The sequence below is a fragment of the Sanguibacter hominis ATCC BAA-789 genome (genome assembly GCF_012396185.1).
Classification (GTDB): domain Bacteria; phylum Actinomycetota; class Actinomycetes; order Actinomycetales; family Cellulomonadaceae; genus Flavimobilis; species Flavimobilis hominis.
Genome location: NZ_JAAXOW010000001.1, coordinates 429,065 through 449,735 on the forward strand (window position 1 = coordinate 429,065; position 20,671 = coordinate 449,735).

The window sequence follows — 20,671 nt, forward strand, 5'->3', positions numbered from 1 at the left end:
TGGTAGCCGAGGCCGCTCAGGCCTCCGGAGACCGTCCCACGGGCGGCGGTCAGGACTGCGTGAAGCCCGCTCGAGTCATCTCGCCCCACTCTGACTCCTTGCGGCGCAGGGCCCGCAGAACCCCGACGGCGCGCCACCACGAGTGCACGAAGTGGAACCAGAACGGCTCCGCGATCGCTGCCCACAGGAGCGCCGCGACGTCACGGGTGCGCGGGTACCGCGCGAACGACACCTCCTCGACGAGCATCGCCGCGAGCGAGCCGAGCGTCGCCAGGAGGACCGACGCACCGACGTACATCCACAGGAGCGACCACGGCAGCGTGCCCGTCACGAGCCCGACCGCCACGACCGCGACGCCGAGCAGCTCGACGAAGGGGCCGACCAGCTCGAAGAGCACGAAGTACGGCATCGTGATGACGCCGAGCACGCCGTACCGGGGGCGACCGATCATCTTCCGGTACTTCCAGAGCAGCTCGCCGAGGCCTTGCGACCACCGCTCACGCTGCCGCTTGAGGACCGACACCCGGTCGGGCACCTCCGTCCAGCAGACAGGCTCAGGGCTGAACACGACCCGGAACGGCACGCCACGGTCCCGCATCATGCGGTGCAGGCCCACGACCAGGTCGGCGTCCTCCGCGAGAGACGTCGCGTCGAGGCCGCCCAAGTCGACCACTGCCTGCCTGCGGAAGATCCCGAACGCCCCCGAGATGATCAGCAGCCCGTTGAGGCTCGACCAGCCGGACCTGCCCACGAGGAAGGCGCGCAGGTACTCGAGGACCTGCGTGCGCACGACGAGGCTGCGCGGCACGCGCGTCGCGACGATGCGCCCGTCGCGCACGATCGCACCGTTCGACGGGAGCACGACCCCTCCCGCTGCGACGACCCTGTCGTCGTCGATGAACGGCTGCACGACGTGCAGGAGCGCGTCCGGGTCGAGTATCGAGTCGGCGTCGATCATGCATACGAGCTCGTTCGACGCGACGCGCAGGCCCGCGTTGACCGCGTCCGAGCGGCGCCCGACGCTCTCCTTGCGGATCACCACGAGGCCCGGGTTGGTCCGCGACCGCAGCGTCTCGATCGTCGCCCCCTCCTGCTCGATCGACTCGGACACGGGCAGCCGCTCCGGGACGAGGTCGAACGCCTCGACCAGGACGGCGGCCGTGCGGTCCCGCGAGCCGTCGTCGACGACGACGACCTCCGTGCGCGGGTAGCGCAGCCGGAGAAGTGCCGTGACCGACTCGAGGATGACCGCCTCCTCGTTGTGCGCCGGCACGATCACGGAGACGCCGGGTGCGAGCGGGTTCGCGAAGGTCAGCGCCTGCGTCAGCTCCGCAGGCCATGCGACCTCGTCGGTGATCGCGGCCCCCGCCCGCACCACGAGCAGGATGTACACGAGGTTGTAGATCAGGTAGTAGACGACCAGGACGACGGTCACGACGCTGACCAGCGTGGTGAGGGCGGTCATGCGCTCCTCCCCGTCGCGCCGAGCTGCGCGAGCGCAGCGTCGATCGCACGACGCTCGACGCTGCCGAGCGACGCACGAGATCGCGCGGCGCTGAGAGCGGGCACCGCCGTGGGTGCGCCGATCCGACCGAGGGCGACCGCCGCACGCAGCCGCAAGGTCGGGTCCGTGTCGACGAGCGCCTCCTCGATCCGTGTCCGGGCATCAGCGAGGCCGAGGTACCCCGCGGCGTCGACCGCGAGCCTGCGGACCCGGGGGTCCGTCGAGGTCCACGCCGCGTCGAGGTGGTCTGCGCGCGTCGGCGCGGCATGGACGATCGCCATCGCGGCGCCGCTCATCGTCACGCCCGCCCTGCGTCCGGCGACGGCGTGCAGGAGCGCGGGCAGCGCGTCGACGGCGTGCGCATGTCCGAGCGCCTGCACGGCGGTCGCACGCACGCCCGCGTGCGGGTCGCGCAAGAGCTCGACGACTGGTCCGGGGTCTCCCCCGGGCGCTGCGGCGACGTAGAGCTGGACGGCGCGCGCGCGGCGGACGGCGCTGCGCGACCTCATGCCGCGACGCGCTTCCTCGAGGAAGCCGTGCTCGCGCAGCCATGCGCCGAGCGCCTCGCGGTCTGCACCGCGCACCTTGTGGGACATCGACGCGGCGACCTGCCCCATCATCGTGCGGAGCCTGCGGCCTTGCGGCATCGGCGGATCCTCGCCGTCGGTCACGGCCAGGACGACCGGGAGCACCTCGGCGCGGGCGCGCTGGTCGCGCCGCCTGCTCAGCACCGTCCAGGCACGCGTCCCAGCGATGAGGAGCATGAGGACGACGACGGCGCCGGCGACCGCGACGAGCATCGCCGCCGTGGCGTCGAGAACCCCCATCAGGTCCGCGCGAGGATCGACTCGGCACGCACGATGAGCTCACGGGTGCTGAACGGCTTCTGCATGTACTCGTCTGCGCCCGAGCGGAAGGCGCGCTCGAAGTCGCTCTCCTGCGCCTTCGCGGTGAGCATGAGGATGCGGGTCGCGGCAAGCTCCGGGTCGGCGCGGACCGTCTCGCACACGGCGATGCCGTCCGGTCCGGGGATCATCCAGTCGAGCACCACCAGGTCAGGGCGTTGCGTGCGGATCGCGGCGAGCGCCGCGTCGCCGTCCTCGACCTGCGCGACGTCGTGCCCCGCGGACCTGAGCTTGTGCGCCACGAGGGCGGCGATGTCGATGTCGTCCTCGACGACAAGGATGCGTGCCATGCTCCAGCTCCTCGTCCTGCGCCCGACCGCCCACCTGGGAGGTCGTCGGCAACGGTGTCTTCCCAGCATAATCAACAGGAACGACTTCCACGCGAGGGGGGCACATGCCCACGAGCCTGCTCATGCATACCCGGACGCGCTCCCAGATGGTGCTGCTGCACGTCGCTCTGCTCGCCGTGGCGCTCGCGCTCGGCTCCGGGGCGGCGAGCCTCGCGCGGGGTGGGCCCGTGTCGCTGTGGTGGCCGGCGTCCGGTGTCGCCGTGCTCGCGGTCCTCGCTCTCCCGCGCGAGCTGCGCTGGCTGGGCCTGGCCGACGTCGCGGTCGTCACGACGGTCGCGAACGTCCTCGCGCACCGCGACCCGCTCCTGGCGGCCGGGCACGGTGTCGCCAACGCGGTCGAGGCAGGTGTCGTCGTCCTCGTGCTCATGCGCGGGCGTCGGATCCCGGCGCTCGTGACGATGAACGACCTGCTGCGGCTTCTCGTCGGCGCGTGCTTCGGCGCGCTCGCAGGCTCGGGGGTCAGCGCTGTCGGTTTTCTCGCCGCGACGGGGGAGGTGCCCGTCCGGGCGCTGCTGACGATCGTGACGAGCCACGCGTCAGCGATCCTGATCATCGTTCCCGTGGTCATCGGCGGCAACCATCCTGCGGCTCGGCGCGGACCTGGGCACGTCGCTCAGGCGGTGCTCCTCCTCGCGGTCGTGCTGCTCGTGTTCTGGCCCGGCATCCACCTCCCGCTCACCTACCTGCCCATGCCGCTCCTCGTGTGGGCGACGTTCCTGTTCTCCACGCGGCACGTGGCGCTGCAGCTCCTCCTCGTCGCGGCGGCCGTCACGACGCTCACCACGCTCGGCGGGGGACCGTTCGCGACCGACGACCGCGTCCCCGATCCGGGGGTGGAGCTGGCGGTCATGCAGATCTTCCTGCTGACCTACGGCGTGTCGATCCTCGCGTTCGCCGTGACGCAGGAGGAGCGGCGCCACCTGCGCGACCACCTCGCCGAGCGCGAGCAGATACTCCAGGGAGGGATCGTCGACGCCCAGTTCGGCCTGATCATCATGAACGAGATCTCTCCGGACCAGATCCAGGTGCTCCAGAGCAACCGGCTTGCCGCGCGCCTCCTGCCTGAGGTCCCGTTCGTGCGACGTGACCTGCTCCACGAGGCGGACGGTGAGGAGCCCGAGCTGCCGCTCCTGCCGCTCGACGCGGCGGGAGGCTCGGCCTTCATCGACGCTATCGACTCCGTGCGCATGTCCCCCCGCGGGGAGGTCTACGCCGAGCTCGCCGCCGCGGGCGGGCGTCACCTCGAGCTGCACCTGACGCGTGCCCCGCGCGGGAACGGCGAGGCGTTGCTCACCGCGCAGCTCATCGACGTCACCCAGCAGCGCCGCGCGGACGCCGCCACGCTCCGCGCCCTCGAGGACGAGCGCGCCGCGGCCGAGCACCTGCGCGACCTCAACCAGCAGAAGGACGACTTCGTGTCGACCGTCAGCCACGAGCTGCGCACGCCGGTGACGAGCATCCTCGGCTTCGTCGAGCTGCTCATCGACGAGACGGACCCGACCGAGGAGCAGAGCCGCCACCTCGCAGTCATCGAGCGCAACGCGCTTCGCCTGCGCAACCTCGTCGAGGACCTGCTCGCTGTCGGTGCGGGGGCGCAGGGTCGGGCGGTCCCGGTCCCGACAGACGTGCAGGCGCTGGCGGCAGACGTCGTCGAGGAGCTCACGCCGTCGGCCCAGCGACGCGAGGTGACGCTCCAGCTGCTGCCGGGCGCGCCCGTACGGGGCTTGGTCGCCCCGAGCGACATCGCGCGGGTGGTGACGAACCTCGTGACGAACGCGATCAAGTTCACGCCCGCGGGCGGGCTCGTCGCGGTCCAGGTGGCTGAGCGCGCGGACGACGTCGTCCTGACGGTCACGGACACGGGTGTCGGGATCAAGCGCGAGGACCTCGACCGGGTGTTCGACCGCTTCTACCGCAGCTCGAGCGCCTCCTCGCGGAAGGTCCCCGGCGCGGGTCTCGGCCTGACGCTCGTGCGGAGCCTCGTGACGCGCAACGGCGGCACGGTCGACCTCACGTCGAACGGAACGAGCGGGACGCAGGCCACCGTGCACCTGCCCGCGGTACGGCCCGACCCGGCGCCGGTCGCCGCCCCAGAGCCGGCGCACGCCCCTGACGTGCCGTGACGGCCGGACGAAGGTCCACCGGCGCCACCCGTCACCGCCCCTAGCCTGGGAGCCATGAGCGATGAGGTCGTCGACGCGGTGCGTCGACGTTTCGACGGTCGCGCCGCGACGTACGACGAGAGCGCGATGCATCGTGACCTTGCCGGCGCGGTCGCAGAGTTCGTCGACGTGCCACCAGGTGCTGCGGTGCTCGACGTCGCGACCGGGACGGGTCTGGTGCTCCGCGCGCTGACGGCGCAGGGTGGTGTGCGCCCCCTCCAGACCGCAGGTGTCGACGTCTCCCCCGGCATGGTCGAGGTTGCTCGCCGACATCTTCCGGACGCGACGCTCGTCGTCGCTGACGCGCGTCGCCTGCCGTTCCCGGACGCGTCCTTCGACCTCGTCACGTGCGTCACAGGTCTGCACCTGATACCGGACACCCCGGTCGTCCTGGCGGAGTGGGCGCGAGTGCTACGGCGGGGCGGCGTCGCCGTGACCGCGACCTTCGCCGCGTTCGACGCGTCGCGCCACCACCGGGAGCACACGGGCCCCGCTCCTGCCCCCTACCCGCTGCGCCACGACGAGTTCCGCACCTCGGAGGGGCTCGTCGAGGCGGCCGCCCCGCACGGGTTCCGGCTCCGTCGCTCGACGACGTGGTCGGACGGCTTCGACACCCTGCTCGTCGCCGAGCTGGCGCTCACCGAGGCCTGAAGCTGCGCGTCAGGACGCGTCGACCGCCTCGACGATCACCGTCGCGAGGTCGTCGGGTCGCGTCATCTGCGGCCAGTGACCGGTCGGCAGGTCGACGTACTCGACGTCCGTCATGCGGGCGAGCTCCGCGACCATCGGGTGCCCGTGCGCGACCAGGCCTGCGAGAACCTCTCCCGAGAACTCGCAGGCGACGATCGTCGCGGGCACGGCGAACCGACGCTCGTCGCGCAGCACCTGGGGATCCTGCGCGACGCCGCGCGGCTGCGGGATCGCCCGCGCGCGGAACTCGGCGCGCAGACGGTCGTCGAGGTCGACGAGGTCCTCGTCGTCGAACAGCTCCCAGGGCGGGAGCGGCACGTCCCCGTCGACCACGGGGAGCTGGTCGTTGATCGCCTCGCCGTCGCCCAGCGGGCCTGCGTCCACGTGGATCACGCGCGCGACGGCGTCGGGCCGCGCGTCTGCGGCAGCGTGCGCGATCGCACTGCCGCCAGAGTGCCCGACGAGCACGACCGGCGCGTCCGCGGCGTCGATCTCCCGGACGACGGCGGCCACGTGGTCCGCGAGGCCGATGCCGCTGCGGTCCGCGTCGACGGACTCGAGCCCCGGAAGGGTCAGGGGGCGTGCGACGTGCCCGGCGCGCTCGAGCGCCTCGGTGACGACGGACCAGGAGCTCGCGTCGAGCCAGAAGCCCGGGATGAGGATGACGTGCATGGCTCGACGCTATCGCCGTCCACCGGCACGGGCGAGGGTGACGAGGCCCGGCAGCAGGGCCCGTCACCTCTCCAGGCGCAGCGCGAGCGCCGGGCAGACCGAGGCGGCGCGCCGGGCGTGCCGCACGTCGTCGTCCGGCACGACCGGGTCGAGGACGGCAGGGAAGCCGTCGGGCTCCATCCGGAGCTGTTCCGGCAGCAGGAGGGCGCAGAAGCCGTGCCCGTCGCACCGCGTCCAGTCGATCTCGAGCCTCACCGGACGTCGCCACCCAGGGGCAGCACACCGAGGTAGGGGCGGCCGCAGCCGCCGCGGGCGTGCGCCGCGATCTCGTCGGGCATCGCGGCGAGCGCGCTGGAGACGAACGCGGCGGTGCCGTCAGGGTGGGCGCACGCGCCGCGACCGACCAGCGCGTGCAGGCGGGTCGCGACGTCGGGCGCCGGCCAGCCGTCGAGCAGCGCGGCGACGTCTCGCGCGACCGCGGCGGTGCCGAACAGGCACGGACCGCACTGCCCGGCGGACTGGGCGGCCAGCCAGCCGCTCACCGCGACGACCTCGGCGAGCGGGCACCCGGAGACCGGGATGCGGGCGACGACACCCGCGTTGAGCGGCACCCCCGCCGCGCGCAGCGCCGGCCTCGAGACGCTCAGCCCGTGCGCGGCCCGCACCCAGGTGCCGTGATAGCCACCGACCAGGACCGGACCGCCCTCCCCGGGCAGGAGAGCGTCGAGCGGGAGGCCGGTCGGCACCTCGACGACACCCGGGTGGGGGACGTCGCCGAGCAGCGTGAGCAGGCTCGTACCAGGTTCTGCGGGATCGCCCACCCCCGCGTACCCGCGCGGCCCCGTCGACACGAGCAGCGCGAGCTGGGCGAAGGTCTCGACGTTGCTGGCGAACGTCGGCGCCCCGTTCAGGCCGCGCTCCGACGCGTGCACCCGCCGGCCGGAGGGAACGGCGGCCCGGCCCGCCAGCCCGTTGAGGACTGCGCGGACCTCTCCCGCCACGAACCGGCCCGGCTGGACGACGACGGCCACGCGTTCGCGGTGGGGCTCGCTCGCGAGCCGCTCGCCGAGCGCCCGGACGAGGGAGTCGTGCGCGGAGCGGTCGTGGACCGCGATCGTGACCTGCCGCGTGCCCAGCGCACGGGCGACGAGGAGCGCACCGTCCAGGACCAGGTGCGGCGCGAGCGTCATCAGCGTGCGGTCCTTGAGGCTTGCAGGCTCGCTCTCGGAGCCGTTCACCACGACCTCGACGGACGGGCCGGGAGACACGGCGAGCAGCTTGGTCGCGACCGGGAACGCCGCACCGCCGCGCCCGAGGAGGCGTACCGCAGCCGCGTCGTCCGCGAGCGCCCGCTGGCTGCGGTAGCCGGGCTGGGGGTGATGCCGCCGGTGGGTCGGGAGGTCGGCGCGCGCACCGCCTGCCACTCCGGCGAGCAGCCGCGAGGACCCGTAGGCCGTCGGCGCGGCCGGGGCGTCGAGCACCGTCATGATGACCTCCGTTCGGCGAGCACACCCGCGACATGCTGCTGCTCGGCGCCGAGGCGCCACCAGACGGCGCTCATGACAGCGACTGCCGACCCCGCGTAGAGCAGCCAGGCCCAGGGGGCCTCGGTGTCCGTGCCCGCGAGGACGCCGTGCGCCATCACGAGCGGCCAGGCGACGTACGCGAGCAGGTGGACCGGCCGCCACCACCGCGGGGTGCGGGCCGAGCCGGCCAGGCGTCCGCGGAGCGCGCCGGTCAGCGCGACCGCCGCGAAGCAGTAGGTGGCGAGGGTGCCGAGCCCGAGGGCGACGCCGCGGTAGCCGGCGGTGAACGCCACGAGCGCTCCCGGCACGGTGAGCGCGACGTGGCTGTCCAGCACGAGCAGGACGGCGTGGAGCCCGAGCAGCGCCAGGGTCACCACCGCGGCCGAGCGGTGCGCGAGCTGGAGGAGCAGGCGGGTCTCGGCACGACGGGCGCGGGTCACAGGCGTGGAACCGGACGCGACCGCACCCAGGCTCACCGCGGCGGTCGCACCCAGGAGCGCCATGAAGCCTGCAGCGCGGGCCAGGAACCAGAGCGTCATGCTGCACGCTCCTGCGTCGGCCAGGGCCCCACGTGGCGGACGGCGCCGTCGTCGCCGACCAGGCGGGCGGCGACGCCGGCCGGCTCGAGCCGGGCCGCGGCCTGCGCACCCCAGACCAGGGCAGCGGTGCTGAACGTGTTGGCCTCGCGGCACGACGGAGCCCAGACGGTGGCCGAGCGGACCGGGCCCGAGGTGGGCGCGCCGGTTCGCGGGTCGATGACATGGTGCGCGGTCCGGCCAGCGGCTCGCCACGCCCTGGCGAGAGTCGACGAGGTCGCGAGCCCGCCATGGGTCAGACCGACCACCTCCCCCGGACCGCCGGCGGTCTCCGCGACCCGGACGGACCACGGCTCGTCCACGTGCCCGGCTGCGGCGACGTCGCCGCCGATCTCGACCAGCACAGGCTGACGGAAGCGCGCGGCAACCCGGCGGGCGCCCTCGTCGGCCGTCCACGCCTTCGCGGTCGCACCGAGGTCGAGCCGCAGGCCGCGGGGCACACCGACGCGGCCGAGGTCGTGGTCCACGACGACCTGTCGCCAGTCCGGGTGCAGCCCGTCGACTACGGTGGCCACGCGCTCGCCCGGGTCGGCGCGCACGGCCTGGACGTCCGCGTCGTAACCCCAGGCGGTGACACGGTGGCCGACGGTGGGGTCGACCGCTCCTTCGGTCTGGGCTGCCGCCGCGAGCGCGGTCTCGACGAGCTCGAGCGTGAGCGGGCTGACCGCCAGCAGGCTCGGTGCGGCGTCGTTGACGCGTTCCAGCTCGGAGTCTGCGCGGAACCGGCTCACCGCGCGCTCGACGTCGGCCATCAGGGTGGCGACGAGCGCCGCAGCGTCGTCCGCGACGTCTGCCCGGCCCACGACGACCCGGACCGTGCACGACCAGTCCTGCCACGTCCTCGCGGTCATGACGCGTTCGTCCCGGCCTGCGGCGCCTTGGGCGCCGGTGCGGGCTCGACGACGGTCGGCCGGCGGGGCGACGGCGCTGGCTCGGCGTCGTCGGACTCGCTCGAGCGGGTCGACGGTGCTGGCACGACGCCGACCGCCCCGTCCTGGTCGCTCGTGCCGGGCTGCCCGACGAGGTCCGCGGTGCCGCTGCTCGGGGTGGCGCCGACGGGGGGTGTCGCGTCGGACGCCACCGCGGTGAGCGCGACGGTTCCGCTCGCCGCGGCGACGACGATGCCGACGGTCACGGCGCGAGCCTGCCCGAGGAGCCTGCTGCGTGAGGTTGCCTTCATGGGACCACCGTCGCCCGCGGCCGTTCAGGCCAGCCCGAACGGGCGGTCAAATCGACGTCAAATCGGCCGGTGCGTCACCTCAGGGTCGCCCGAGCAGGAGGCGCACGACCTGCCAGCCGTCCTCGGCCACGATCTCCATCCGCCCGCCGCTGACCTCGGCGCACGTCCGCGCGATGTCGAGACCCAGCCCGGTCGACCCGCGATCGCTGCGGCCGCGGCGGGACGCGCCGGACGGGATGCCGGGGCCCTGGTCGCGGATCTCGAGACGGACCAGCCCGGGCGCCCCTGGGGCGGGGTCTTCCAGGCGCACCGAGAGCGCGACACCCTCCGGCGTGTGCGCGATGCAGTTCTCGAGCAGGGCGTCGACCGCAGCCCGGAGGTCGTCGCCCGCGCACCTCACCTCGACCGGGGCGTCCGGCACCTCGAGCGTGACGGCACGGTCCTGGTCCTCGGCCAGCGGCCGCCAGAAGTCGACGCCCTCGCGGAGCACCTGCGCCGCGTCGCACTGCGGTCGCACGCCTTCGCGCTCCGTCCGGCGGGCTGCACGGATCACCGAGGTGAGCGTCCGTTCGAGGTGCTCGAGGTGGGCTTCGAGCTCCTCGGTCCGCTCCGACGGCGGCAGGCCTTCGACGTCGAGCCGCACCGCGGTCAGCGGCGTGCGCAGCCGGTGGGAGAGGTCTGCCACGGTCTCGCGCTCGCCGGCGAGGAGCTCGCCGATCCGGCCCGCCAGGCGGTTGAGCGCTGCCGAGACGCGCTGCACCTCGGACGCGCCGCCGTCCTCGGGTGCGCGGGCCGAGAGGTCACCCTCGCTGAGCCGGTCGGCGACGGCGGCGGTCTCGTCGAGCTCGCGCACGAGGCGGCGGGTGACGATCTCGGCTGCGCCGGCAGCGAGGAGGACGAGCAGGAGCGCCGCGGCCCCGAGGGCGACGAGCCGCTCGGCGACCTGCGTCCGGGCCCGGTCGAAGCTGGCGTAGGCGACGACCGCCGCGGGCCCGTCGGCTGTCGTGGTCCACACGCTGACGAGCTGACCGCCAGCGACGTCGTGGACCTCCGGTTCCGAGACAGGCAGAAGACCGTCGTTGTCGCCCCGCTCGTCGCCGTCGTCGTCCTCGCCCCGCGCATGAGGCCGGTTGAGGTCGTCCGGCGCGGCGGCGGGCAGGTCGGCGCCGATCAGGCGGCCGTCCGGGAGCACCACGGTGACCTCGGCGCGGTCGGCGCGGGCGTTGAGCCGTTCGACGTACGCGGTCAGCACCCCCTCTCCCGGCGGGCCGGTGCTGACGTAGTCGGCGACGCCGCGCGCGACCTCGGCGGCGGCCTCACGGCTGTCCTCGGTCGCGGAGCGGTCGAGCAGCACCCACAGCGGGACCGCGAGGAGCAGCATTACGCTGACCGTCGAGACGACGACCAGCGCGAGGATCCGCCGCCGCAGGCTCACGGGCGCCTCACGACGCCGACGGGGCGACGAGCTTGACGCCCACGCCGCGGACGCTGACGAGGTACCGCGGCTCGGCCGCCGTCTCGCCGAGCTTGCGGCGCAACCACGAGAGGTGGACGTCGACCGTGCGGTCGGCGCCGCCCCACGGCATCTGCCACACCTCGGCGAGGAGCTGTCGCTTGGTCACGACCTCTCCCGCTCGCGAGGCGAGGGCAAGCAGCAGGTCGAACTCCTTGCGGTTGAGCGCGAGCTCGCGCCCGTCGAGCACTGCGACGCGGGAGACCGGGTCCACGACGAGGTCGCCGACGACGACGCGGGGGTCCTCGTGCTCGGGAGGTGAGGTGCGCCGCAGCACGGCGCGCACGCGCGCCATGACCTGTGCCGCGGAGAACGGTTTGATCAGGTAGTCGTCGGCGCCGGCGTCGAGCAGCCGCACGATCTCCCGCTCGTCGTCGCGGGCGGTCGCGACGACGACCGGGAGGGTGCTGCTCGCCCGGATCAGCGCGAGCACGTCGGCGCCGTCCAGGTCTGGCAGGCCGAGGTCGAGGACGACGGCGTCGGGCCGCTCGGCGCCGACCGCCTTGATCGCCTCGACCGCGGTCGCCACGGGCACCACCGTGGCGCCCTGCTCCCCGAGGCCGCGCGCGAGGGCGCGTCGGACCTCGGGGTCGTCCTCGACGACCAGGATGCGCACCATGCCGGTCACGCTACTCCGCCGAGCCTGACGCGCTCCCGACGTCCGACCAGGCGGCCGCGGCCCCGCTGTGACCGATGCGGGCGACCTGGACACCCGTCGCGGCTGCGGCGACGATGGCGAGCCCGCCGACGACGGCCACGAGGGTACGTGCTCGGTCCTGCGGCTGACGCCGTCCGAGCCACCAGAACGCCGCAGCGAGCACGAACAGCGCCACGGTCATCGGGATGAGCTGGTCCCCGAGCTCCGCGTGGCGCTCGAGCAGGGCCGTCTCGGCGACGGAGCGCTCCAGGTTCTCGCCGCTCTCCGTCGAGAGGGGCGTCAGGACGAGCGCGACGAGGCTCAGCAGCGCGGGGAGGGGTCCCGCCCACCGGCGGAACCGTGGCACGAGGACGGCGAGCACGACCGTCACGACGGCGAGCGGTACGAGCACGGTGGTCGCGTGGACGATGAGCGGGTGAAGCGGCAGCCCGAAGACGGTGGAGGGCATGGGCGTCCTTTCGACGTTGGTGCCACCACCGTGACGGGCCGCGGCTCAGGGCGGCCCCAACGCAACGTCAAAGGAACCTCAAGCTTGTCGCGGCGGTCCCCACGTCGGTCCCGGTCCGGCGGGCGCCGCTCGGGCCGACGGCCGCGAGAACGGGCCTGGTACGCGAAACGACCGTGGCCCCCACGTCTGTGAGGGCCACGGTCGAGAGTCTGTCGACTCGATCTGTAGCGGGGGCAGGATTTGAACCTGCGACCTCTGGGTTATGAGCCCAGCGAGCTACCGAGCTGCTCCACCCCGCGTCGGTAGTCACCACACTACGGGGTGGAGCCCCGATCACCAACCTGGGAGCGGTGTCGGCCGCCTCACACCGCTCGCACTCGTCTCACCTCATGATGCCGCACACGGTGACGGCGACGAAGGTGCGTGCGTGCGTGAGTCTCAGCGCCGGCGCCAAGGTCGCGTCTGCGAAGGGGGCGACGGTCAAGGTCGCTGTCCACCTCCCCGTCCGGTAGGCGCCTGCAACGGGGCCCCTCGGAGGTCGCGGCGCGGCTTGCATTGACGGGCGCCGAGACACAGGCGACCTTGGTCCCTCGCGCCCACCATTCGGCAGTCATACGTTTCGAGTGTGACTGATTCAAGCACCCTTGATGTGATGCTGACCCGTGACGAGCGGATCGAGCTGCTGCAGGCTGCAGCCGATCCGGTGCGGTGGGCGGTGCTGGAGGAGATCGCCGACACGACCAAGTGTGTCTGTGACATCCGGCAGGGGGTGCCGGTGCCGGCCAACCTGCTCAGCTATCACTTGAAGGTGCTGCGCGACGCCGGGCTCGTCACTGCGACACGACGCGGTCGGTGGATCGACTACACCGTCGCTTCCGACGCGCACGACCGCCTGCGTGCGGCTCTCCCCGGCACAGCTCTGGCTGTGGCCCCGTGAGAGTCACCGAGCGCCTACGAGTCGCGACACCCACCGGCCGGTGGGTGTCGCTGGTGCTGGGCGCCGGCCTGTGGGCAAGCCTCTACGCGCTCAACGAGGTCCTCTGGACGTGGCTGGTCCGCGACGTCGTAGGCGCGGATCTCGCTGCCCGCCTTCCTGGCGCCGTGCACTTCTTCCTCTACGACGTCTCCAAGATCTTCCTTCTCCTGTCCGGCCTGATGTTCGTCATCGGGCTGCTGCGGGCCAGCTTGGACGTCGAACGGGCACGCGCCTACCTCGAAGGGCGCGGTCTGTTCGCGGGCCTTCTGCTGGCGGTGGTGCTCGGCGTCGTGACCCCGTTCTGCTCGTGCTCGTCGATCCCGCTGTTCATGGGCTTCGTCGCCGCGGGCATCCCGCTCTCGGTGACCCTCACCTTCCTGGTCGCCTCACCGCTCGTCAGCGAGGTGGCTGCGATCATGATCGGCGACCAGTTCGGTTGGGGCATCGCCGCCTCCTACGTGGCCGCTGGCGCCGTCATCTCACTGCTGATCGGGTGGGTCCTCTCCCGGTTCAAGCTCGAGCACTGGGTCGAGGACATGGTGTTCACCACCCGGATCGCTCAGCTGCGCGCTGAAGGCCACGTGCCGACCTGGCCCGAACGCGTCGACGCCGCAGCCGCGGAGACGCGCGAGATCTTCGGCAAGGTGTGGAAGTGGGTGCTCGTGGGCGTAGCCATCGGCGCTGCCATCCACGGTTGGGTCCCCACCGAGTTCTTCGCCGACGTCGCCGGCGCCGACAACCCGCTTGCCGTGCCGGTCGTCACCCTGGCAGGGATGCCCTTGTACGTCAACGGCGCTGGGGTCGTCCCGATCGCCGAGGCCCTGTGGAGCAAGGGCATGCCGCTCGGCACCGTCATGGCCTTCACCATGAGCGCGATCGCCCTGTCCGCGCCTGAGGCCGTGATGCTTCGCCGTGTCCTCAAGCCGCCGCTGCTCGCGCTCTTCTTCGGGGCCGTCACCGTGGGCATCATCACTGTCGGCTACCTGTTCAACGCCCTGTTCTGACCCCGCCTATCGAAGGGAACCACCGTGAAGATCAAAGTCCTCGGCCCCGGCTGCGCCAACTGCGTCAACCTCGAGAAGGCCACCCGCGAGGCCGTCGCCGACCTCGGCATCGATGCCGAGATCGAGAAGGTCACGGCCTACGCCGCGATCGCCGGCTACGGCATCATGCGCACGCCGGGCCTCGTCGTGGACGAGCAAGTCGTGCTCTCCGGGCGCGTGCCGACGGCAGCGACGGTCCGCCAGCTCCTCGAGCCGCTGATCGCCGACAGCACGCAGTAGGCCCGTGGAGCCCGACTCTGAGCGTGCGCAGACATGCGGCATGCATCAATGCCAGAGGCCCTCGCGATCCGAGAATCGAGAGGGCCTCTGAACTGCACTACCACTGGTAGCGGGGGCAGGATTTGAACCTGCGACCTCTGGGTTATGAGCCCAGCGAGCTACCGAGCTGCTCCACCCCGCGTCGGTACCTCAACTGTACGGAACTACGCGCTGACGACCAAATCGGCGGCCCGGGAGGGGCTCCCGAGCCGCCGACCTGCCGCGTCAGCCCAGGGCACTCTCGGCCTCGAGGGCCTTCTGCAGCGCGTCGTTGAGACGCTTCTGCGCCTCGCCGTACTTGGCGAAGTCGCCGGCCGTGAGAGCCGCCTCGCTGTCCTTCATCGCCTGGTTGGCAGCCTGGAGAGCGGCGTCGAGCTGCTCGCGCGGCGTGCCGGGCGCGGGCGGCGTCGCGGGCTCAGTGGGTTCCGTCGGCGCAGCTGTCTCCGTCGGCGCAGGCGTCTCCGTCGCCGGCGGCGTCTCGCCGTCGGTCGGCGGTACCGGCGTCGTGGGCACGCCCGTGTCGGGCACCTCTTCGTCCAGATCGACGCCGGAGTCGCCACTGAACACCTGGTCGAGCGCCTCCCCGAGCGTGTCTGCGTAGCCGACCTTGTCGCCGAACGAGACCAGGACCTTGCGCAGCAGCGGGATCTTCGTGCCGGCCGAGGACTGCACGTACACGGGCTGCACGTACAGCAGTCCACCACCGACGGGGACCGTCAGCAGGTTGCCGTTGAGCACCGTCGAGTTGCCGGTCTTGAGGATGTTGAGCTCCCTCGAGATCTTGTCGTCCGAGTTGAACTTGTTCTGCACCTGCCCGGGCGCCGGGACCGTCGAGTCCTTGGGCAGCGTGAGCAGGCGCAGCTTCCCGTAACCCTCGGCCGGCTTCCCCGCCACGTTCCCAGCCTCCGAGTCGACCGCGAGGTAGCCCGTGAGGATCTGCCGGTCGGAGTTCCCACCCGGGATGAACGTCGACATGAGCGAGAACGCCGGAGACGTCTGGTCAGGCATCTGCAGCGACAGGTAGTACGGCGGCTGCAGCGCGGCGTTCGTCGTCCCCGTGGCCGTCGGCTCGACCGGGTTCGTCCAGAGGTCCTCCCCCGAGAAGAACACCGAGGGAGACGTCACGTGGTAGGAGGACAGCAGCGATCGCTGCACCTTGAACAGGCCTTCCGGGTACCGGATGTGGCTCATCAGGTCACCGGAGATCTCGTCGATCGACGTGAGGGAGGTCGGGAAGATCTTCGACCACGCCCGAAGGATCGGGTCCTCGACATCCCATGCGTACAGCGTGACGGAACCGTCGTAGGCGTCGACGGTGGCCTTGACCGCGTTGCGGATGTAGTTGACCCGCTCCGGCGCCAGCTGCGCGACGGCCGCGCGCGCGGTCAGCGAGTCCGTCGTCGCGTCGTCGAGCGATGCCGACGCCGAGTAGGGGTAGTGGTTCGTCGTCGTGTAGCCGTCGACGATCCACTTGACCCGGCCGTCGACGACGGCCGGGTACACGCGGCCGTCGAGTGTCAGGTACGGGGCGACCTTCTGCACGCGGGTGCGCGGGTCACGGTCGTAGATGATCTGCGACTCGGAGTTCACGCGGTCGGAGAAGAGGATCTGCTCCGTGCCGAACTTGATCGAGTACAGCACCTTGTTCACGAAGCTGCCGATCGCGGGACCGACCGGCGTCTCCTTGGTCGGGAACGTCGTGAGGACCTGGCCGCTCGCCGTGTCCGGGTAGTCGAGCTCCCACGGCTCCGTGCCCTCAGGAGCACCGACGATCGAGTACTGCGGGGAGCTCTGACCGAAGTAGATCCGCGGCTCGTACTCCCCGAGCTCGCCGACCGACGGGATGCCGCCCTCGAAGAAGGCCGGCTGCCCGTCCGACGTCGTCGAGTTGCCGAACGCAGCAGCGACGCCGTAGCCGTGGGTGTACACGGTGTGGTCGTTGACCCAGTTGCGCTGGTCGTCACCCACGCCGGCCAGGTTGAGCTCACGCACCGCGATCACGGTGTCGCGCTTCTCCCCTTCGATGTCGTAACGGTCCACCGAGAGCGTGTCTGCGAAGTCGTAGTACTGCTTGTTCTGCTGGAGCTGCTTGAACGAAGGGCTGACGATCGACGGGTCGAGCAGGCGGATCGAGGCGGTCGTCTCGGAGTCCTCGCGCAGCGCGCCCGCGGTCGCGGTCGTCTTCGCGTCGTACTCCTGCTCAGCGACGTCGTTGATGCCGAACGCCTTGCGCGTCGCGTCGATGTTCCGCTGGATGTACTCGGCCTCGAGCTCCTGCGCGTTCGGCTTCACCTGGAACCGCTCGACGATCGCGGGGTAGATCCCCCCGATTGCGATCGCGGACACGACCATGAGCCCGACACCGATCGCCGGGAGCCGCCAGTTGCCGCGGATCGCGGTCAGGACGAACAGCACGGCGACGAGCACCGCGACGCCGGCGAGGATCGCCTTGGCGGGCACGACCGAGTTGATGTCCGCGTAGCCGGCACCGGCGAACCGCTCCCCCTGGGTCGTGAGGATCGCGTACCGGTCGAACCAGTAGTTCGCGGCGAGGAGCAGCATGAACGTGGCAGCCAGCACGGAGAGCTGGACGCGGGCGGCGCGCGTGGCACGCGAGTCCCCCGGCGCGACGGCACCGGCGCGCAGACCGCCGTAGAGGTAGTGCATCGCGAGGGACGCGATGAGCGAGACGATCAGCACCGCCATGAGCAGCGACACGAAGAAGCGCAGGGCGGGGAGCGTGAAGACGAAGAAGGAGATGTCGATCCCCCACTGGGGGTCCGTCACGCCGAACGACTCGCCGTTGAGCCACAGGAGCACGTCTTCCCAGCGTGCCGCAGCCGCGAGGCCGGCGAACACGCCGAGCACGGCGGGCAGCGCGACCATCACGAGCCTGCGCAGCGGCTCGATCGCCTCGCGGTACTGGTCGAGCGTGGCCTGCTCAGGGGTGGACGGCGCGTACACGGGCCGGTTGCGGAACGCGAGGTTCAGGTTGAGACCGACCACCCCGGCCATGATGGCGAAGGCGACCGCGAAGAGCGCAGCCTTGGTACCCCACTGCGTCCAGAGCACCTTGGAGAAGCCGAGCTGGTCGTACCAGAGCACCTCGGTCCAGAAGTTGGCGGCGAGGAGCACGAGGGCGACGATGACCGCCAGGACTGCGGCGGTGACGCCGAGCGGGCTCACCTTCCGGCGCTCGCCGCTCGCGCGCCGTACCGGTCGAGGAGGGTTGGCAAAAGACACGGGGTTCTACCTCTGGTCGGGAACGGTTCCTTCTGGGCCAACGTACGGCACCCCGGGGCGGTTCCACCGGTCAGGTCCTGTTCTCCGATCGTGACCTGCCGCGCGGGGCGCGGCGGCACCGGGGACCTCTGGGAGAATCGAGGCATGACGAACGAGAACGAGCGCACCTACACGCTCGAGGAGCTGACCCTCGCGAACACGGTGCAGGAGATCGAGACGCACGTCGCGCAGGGCGGCTGGGACGGTCCGCCGCGCGTGTTCGCGATCATCCGCACGAAGGAGGCGCTCGAGACGACGCCCGAGCTCGCGACCCAGATGCCCGAGCTGCTCGTCCAGCTCGAGGCGAACGAGCTGAGCATGCTGTCGATCGAGCAGGAGGGACTGCCCGACACCGAGACGCTCGAGGAGCTTCTCGGTTCGCTCACCTGGCCATCGACCGTGCACGGGGCGGGGATCGTCGTCGAACGGGTCATGGTCCCGCCGGAGGCCGAGGCGCAGATGCCCGCCGACCCGGACGAGGCTCTCGCCTTCCTCCACGACCACCCGCAGCGTGAGGACGTCCGCCTCGCGGTCGGCGTCCTGCGAGACGGACCGTCGTGGTGCGCGATCCGCACGCGCCGGCACGACGACGCGTCGAAGGTCGCGACGGGACCGGACCTCGTGCCGGGGCTCGTGGCCGGGCTCCGCGCGACGTTCGAGGACTAGCTCAGGAGCAGCCGGGGAGCGTCGCTCCCCGGCCCGCGCCGATCGCGACGACCGCGTCGTAGGCCTCGGCGAGCGTCTCGACGGACACGACGGTCATCCCGTCGGGGACGTGGTCGACGACCTCGTCGCAGTTGCCGCGCGGCGCGAGGAACCACGTCGCACCCTCGTCGCGGGCACCGCGCATCTTGAAGGTGATGCCGCCGATCTCGCCGACCTCGCCGGCGATCGTCTCGAGCGTGCCCGTGCCAGCGATGACCTGGCCGCCCGCCTCGTCCTCGGGGGTGAGCAGGTCCATGATCCCGAGCGCGAACATCATCCCGGCGCTCGGCCCGCCGACGTCGTCGATCTGCACCGTGACCGGGAAGGGCATGTCGAAGTCGATCTCGAGGCTCACGCCGAGGTAGGCGCGTCCGCCGGAGGCACTGGTGACGATCTCCAGGTCGAACGGCTTGCCGTCGCGCAGCACGCCGACCGTGACCGTGCTGCCCGGGGTCTTGCCGTCCATGAGCGTCGACAGGTGGTCGAAGTCCGTGAGCTCGACGCCGTCGAGCGTGGTGAGGACGTCGCCCGGCTCGACGACGCCGACCGCGTTCATGTCCGGGTCCGCGCTCACCACCGTGAGCGTCGAGGGCACGTCGATGCCGAGCTGGCGGAGCGCCGCGACGCTCGCGCGCTCCTGGCTCGTGACCATGTCCGCCTGGTTGACCTGCGTCGTCTGGTCGACGGTGACGCCCTGCGGGTAGATGGCCTCGAGCGGGTAGACGCCCTCGTCCGGGTCGAACCAGGCCCGTACGAGCCGCAGCACGGGGACGCGGCTGTCCGGGTTGCCGAGCGCGGAGACGGTCGTCAGGCGCAGCTGGCCGCTCGGCTTGAACGTCTCGCGGTCCTCGATGACGATGACCCGGTCGTCGCCCTCCCCGCCGAGCGTGTCGAAGCTGGGCCCGGGCATCCGCACGACGAACGAGGTCGGCAGGGCGAGCATGATCGCGAGGCCGAGCGCCGCGACCACGACTGCGACCGACTGCACGACGGCGCGCCGCGTCAGCAGCGGCGCGGGCGGCTCGGGTGACGGTCCAGGGCTCGTGTCGAGGTCGTCGAAGAGCTCGGGACCGGGACGCTTCTCGTCAGGCACGGCCCCATCATCGCCGACGATCCTGAAGATCCGCTGCGCCGACCGGCTGGCGGCACCGTCTCAGCGCCGTCGTAGCTGGCGCCGCACCGCGGCGGTGCCGAGCAGCGCGACGGCCGCGCCGACCGCACCGACGGCGGCCGCGTCACGGCCGCCGACCCGTCGACCTGCGACCCCGAACCTGCCGCGCACGTCGTCGAGCACGACGCCGAGGCAGTCGTCGTTCGACCATGCGGGTTGCCAGCCCGCGGCGAGGAGGCCTGCAGGGTCGACGGTCCAGTCGTGGACGACGTAGCCGAGGTCTGCCGCCGGCGCGGGCAGGACCCCGGCGCGGTGCAGGCGCTCGGCGACGGACAGCGCGGTCGACTCGGGCAGCTCGACCGCGCGCATCCCGGAGACGGCGAGGACGTGCGCGAGCGGCAGCGCGCCGGGCGCGCCCACGACGTGGTCGGTGCGCAGGCCGTTCTCGAGCATCACGCCGACGGCGGCCGCGACGTCGTCGACGTGCACGAACTGCCACGACCGGGCGTGCCCGCGCACGGCGAGCAGCCTCGGCGCTTCGAAGTGCCGCGTGATCATCGTGTCGACGCCGGGCCCGACGAGCGGCGCGGTGCGCAGCGTGGCAGGGTGCACGCCCGCCGCGGCGAGCGCGCCGCGGAGGTGGTCCTCGACGAGCGCGAGCTGGAGGGCGGTGCCGTCGAGGTCCGGCGCGACGGTCGCGTCGTCGGTCAGAGGCGTCGGGTCAGGACGCGCGCCGAGGGTCGCGGCGCTGCTCACGACGACGACGCGCACGCCGTCGGCGTGCGGGGCGAGCTCCTCGGCGAGCTCGTCGACCGCGGTGTACGTCTCCGCCTGGCGCTGCGCGACCTTGCTCGGTGCGACGGGTGCGAAGGTCCCGCCGTCGAGCACGACGACGACGGCGCACGCCGCATCGGCGGCGCCGTCCGGCTCCGCGCCGAGGACGCGAGCGAGAGCACCGACGAGCGGCCCGGTCCCGCGCACGACGATGCGCCGTGAGCGAACCTCGCACTCTGACACCGCGAACCGCCTCCTCCGGGGACCTCGGTCGATTACCGTGGGAGGGGTCAGCGT

Annotated in this window: 21 protein-coding genes and 2 tRNA genes; 6 read left to right on the forward strand and 17 right to left on the reverse strand. The window is 72.2% G+C overall.

From position 1 onward, the window contains the following. Positions 1-49: 49 nt before the first annotated feature. From HF995_RS02030 to HF995_RS02040, 3 genes are read right to left on the reverse strand one after another with little or no spacing between them, the layout of a single operon-like run. A complete protein-coding gene (locus HF995_RS02030; RefSeq protein ID WP_168446146.1) occupies positions 50-1,465 on the reverse strand; it encodes a glycosyltransferase family 2 protein in 1,416 nt (471 codons plus the stop codon). Then, entirely contained in the window at positions 1,462-2,331 is an 870-nt protein-coding gene (locus HF995_RS02035) for a HEAT repeat domain-containing protein (RefSeq protein WP_168446147.1), read from the reverse strand. The genes HF995_RS02030 and HF995_RS02035 overlap by 4 nt, the downstream gene beginning before the upstream one ends. Then, positions 2,331-2,699 (reverse strand): response regulator transcription factor, encoded by a 369-nt coding sequence (locus tag HF995_RS02040; protein ID WP_168446148.1) that lies wholly within the window; start codon positions 2,697-2,699, stop codon positions 2,331-2,333. Before HF995_RS02040 ends, HF995_RS02035 begins: the two co-directional genes overlap by 1 nt. 104 nt (positions 2,700-2,803) lie before the next feature. On the opposite strand from HF995_RS02040, the gene HF995_RS02045 reads away from it, so the two are divergent. After that, a complete protein-coding gene (locus tag HF995_RS02045; protein ID WP_168446149.1) occupies positions 2,804-4,882 on the forward strand; it encodes an ATP-binding protein in 2,079 nt (692 codons plus the stop codon). A gap of 54 nt (positions 4,883-4,936) precedes the next feature. Then, positions 4,937-5,572, forward strand: coding sequence for a class I SAM-dependent methyltransferase (locus HF995_RS02050; RefSeq protein WP_168446150.1), 636 nt, complete (start codon positions 4,937-4,939; stop codon positions 5,570-5,572). Positions 5,573-5,581: 9 nt separating this feature from the next. On the opposite strand, the gene HF995_RS02055 is transcribed toward HF995_RS02050, so the two are convergent. The 10 genes from HF995_RS02055 to HF995_RS02100 form a co-directional block, all read right to left on the reverse strand. Further along, the gene (locus HF995_RS02055; protein ID WP_168446151.1) at positions 5,582-6,283 is read right to left on the reverse strand and encodes an alpha/beta fold hydrolase; all 702 of its coding nucleotides are present in this window, start codon (positions 6,281-6,283) and stop codon (positions 5,582-5,584) included. A 63-nt stretch (positions 6,284-6,346) separates the two neighbouring features. Then, a complete protein-coding gene (locus HF995_RS02060; RefSeq protein WP_168446152.1) occupies positions 6,347-6,538 on the reverse strand; it encodes a ferredoxin in 192 nt (63 codons plus the stop codon). Then, on the reverse strand, positions 6,535-7,770 hold the full coding sequence (locus HF995_RS02065) for an NADH-ubiquinone oxidoreductase-F iron-sulfur binding region domain-containing protein (RefSeq protein ID WP_168446153.1): 1,236 nt from the start codon (positions 7,768-7,770) through the stop codon (positions 6,535-6,537). Before HF995_RS02065 ends, HF995_RS02060 begins: the two co-directional genes overlap by 4 nt. Next, positions 7,767-8,348: a ferric reductase-like transmembrane domain-containing protein gene (locus tag HF995_RS02070; RefSeq protein ID WP_168446154.1), complete on the reverse strand. Its 582-nt coding sequence runs from the start codon at positions 8,346-8,348 to the stop codon at positions 7,767-7,769. Before HF995_RS02070 ends, HF995_RS02065 begins: the two co-directional genes overlap by 4 nt. Further along, positions 8,345-9,256 (reverse strand): FAD:protein FMN transferase, encoded by a 912-nt coding sequence (locus tag HF995_RS02075; protein WP_168446155.1) that lies wholly within the window; start codon positions 9,254-9,256, stop codon positions 8,345-8,347. Before HF995_RS02075 ends, HF995_RS02070 begins: the two co-directional genes overlap by 4 nt. Then, the gene (locus HF995_RS02080) at positions 9,253-9,585 is read right to left on the reverse strand and encodes a hypothetical protein (protein WP_168446156.1); all 333 of its coding nucleotides are present in this window, start codon (positions 9,583-9,585) and stop codon (positions 9,253-9,255) included. Before HF995_RS02080 ends, HF995_RS02075 begins: the two co-directional genes overlap by 4 nt. Positions 9,586-9,664: 79 nt before the next feature. Continuing rightward, positions 9,665-11,020: a sensor histidine kinase gene (locus HF995_RS02085; RefSeq protein WP_168446157.1), complete on the reverse strand. Its 1,356-nt coding sequence runs from the start codon at positions 11,018-11,020 to the stop codon at positions 9,665-9,667. Positions 11,021-11,027: 7 nt separating this feature from the next. Further along, positions 11,028-11,717 carry a response regulator transcription factor gene (locus HF995_RS02090; protein ID WP_168446158.1) on the reverse strand — a complete coding sequence of 230 codons (690 nt, stop codon included), beginning with the start codon at positions 11,715-11,717 and terminating at the stop codon, positions 11,028-11,030. A gap of 10 nt (positions 11,718-11,727) precedes the next feature. Further along, positions 11,728-12,204, reverse strand: coding sequence for a DUF2231 domain-containing protein (locus tag HF995_RS02095; protein ID WP_168446159.1), 477 nt, complete (start codon positions 12,202-12,204; stop codon positions 11,728-11,730). A 225-nt stretch (positions 12,205-12,429) separates the two neighbouring features. Further along, positions 12,430-12,503: transfer RNA gene (locus tag HF995_RS02100), tRNA-Met, on the reverse strand. Positions 12,504-12,829: 326 nt separating this feature from the next. On the opposite strand from HF995_RS02100, the gene HF995_RS02105 reads away from it, so the two are divergent. Genes HF995_RS02105 through HF995_RS02115 form a run of 3 tightly spaced genes read left to right on the forward strand, consistent with a single transcriptional unit; the run spans position 12,830 to position 14,463 of the window. After that, positions 12,830-13,141, forward strand: coding sequence for an ArsR/SmtB family transcription factor (locus HF995_RS02105; RefSeq protein ID WP_350308694.1), 312 nt, complete (start codon positions 12,830-12,832; stop codon positions 13,139-13,141). Then, positions 13,138-14,184 (forward strand): permease, encoded by a 1,047-nt coding sequence (locus HF995_RS02110; protein WP_168446160.1) that lies wholly within the window; start codon positions 13,138-13,140, stop codon positions 14,182-14,184. Before HF995_RS02105 ends, HF995_RS02110 begins: the two co-directional genes overlap by 4 nt. Positions 14,185-14,208: 24 nt before the next feature. Continuing rightward, complete coding sequence (locus HF995_RS02115; RefSeq protein WP_168446161.1) at positions 14,209-14,463, forward strand: thioredoxin family protein; 255 nt, start codon at positions 14,209-14,211, stop codon at positions 14,461-14,463. A 104-nt stretch (positions 14,464-14,567) separates the two neighbouring features. Here the strand turns inward: HF995_RS02115 and HF995_RS02120 are convergent. Both HF995_RS02120 and HF995_RS02125 read right to left on the reverse strand, forming a co-directional pair. Next, positions 14,568-14,644 (reverse strand) — tRNA-Met (locus HF995_RS02120). 83 nt (positions 14,645-14,727) lie between these two features. Next, a complete protein-coding gene (locus HF995_RS02125) occupies positions 14,728-17,745 on the reverse strand; it encodes a UPF0182 family membrane protein (protein ID WP_168446162.1) in 3,018 nt (1,005 codons plus the stop codon). Between the two features lie 144 nt (positions 17,746-17,889). On the opposite strand from HF995_RS02125, the gene HF995_RS02130 reads away from it, so the two are divergent. After that, positions 17,890-18,450: a PPA1309 family protein gene (locus HF995_RS02130; RefSeq protein WP_168446163.1), complete on the forward strand. Its 561-nt coding sequence runs from the start codon at positions 17,890-17,892 to the stop codon at positions 18,448-18,450. 1 nt (position 18,451) lies between these two features. On the opposite strand, the gene HF995_RS02135 is transcribed toward HF995_RS02130, so the two are convergent. Together HF995_RS02135 and HF995_RS02140 are read right to left on the reverse strand one after the other, a co-directional pair. Then, a complete protein-coding gene (locus HF995_RS02135; protein ID WP_350308696.1) occupies positions 18,452-19,582 on the reverse strand; it encodes a YlbL family protein in 1,131 nt (376 codons plus the stop codon). Between the two features lie 60 nt (positions 19,583-19,642). Continuing rightward, positions 19,643-20,617, reverse strand: a complete 975-nt coding sequence (locus HF995_RS02140; RefSeq protein ID WP_168446164.1) for an NAD-dependent epimerase/dehydratase family protein — start codon at positions 20,615-20,617, stop codon at positions 19,643-19,645. Positions 20,618-20,671: the final 54 nt, after the last annotated feature.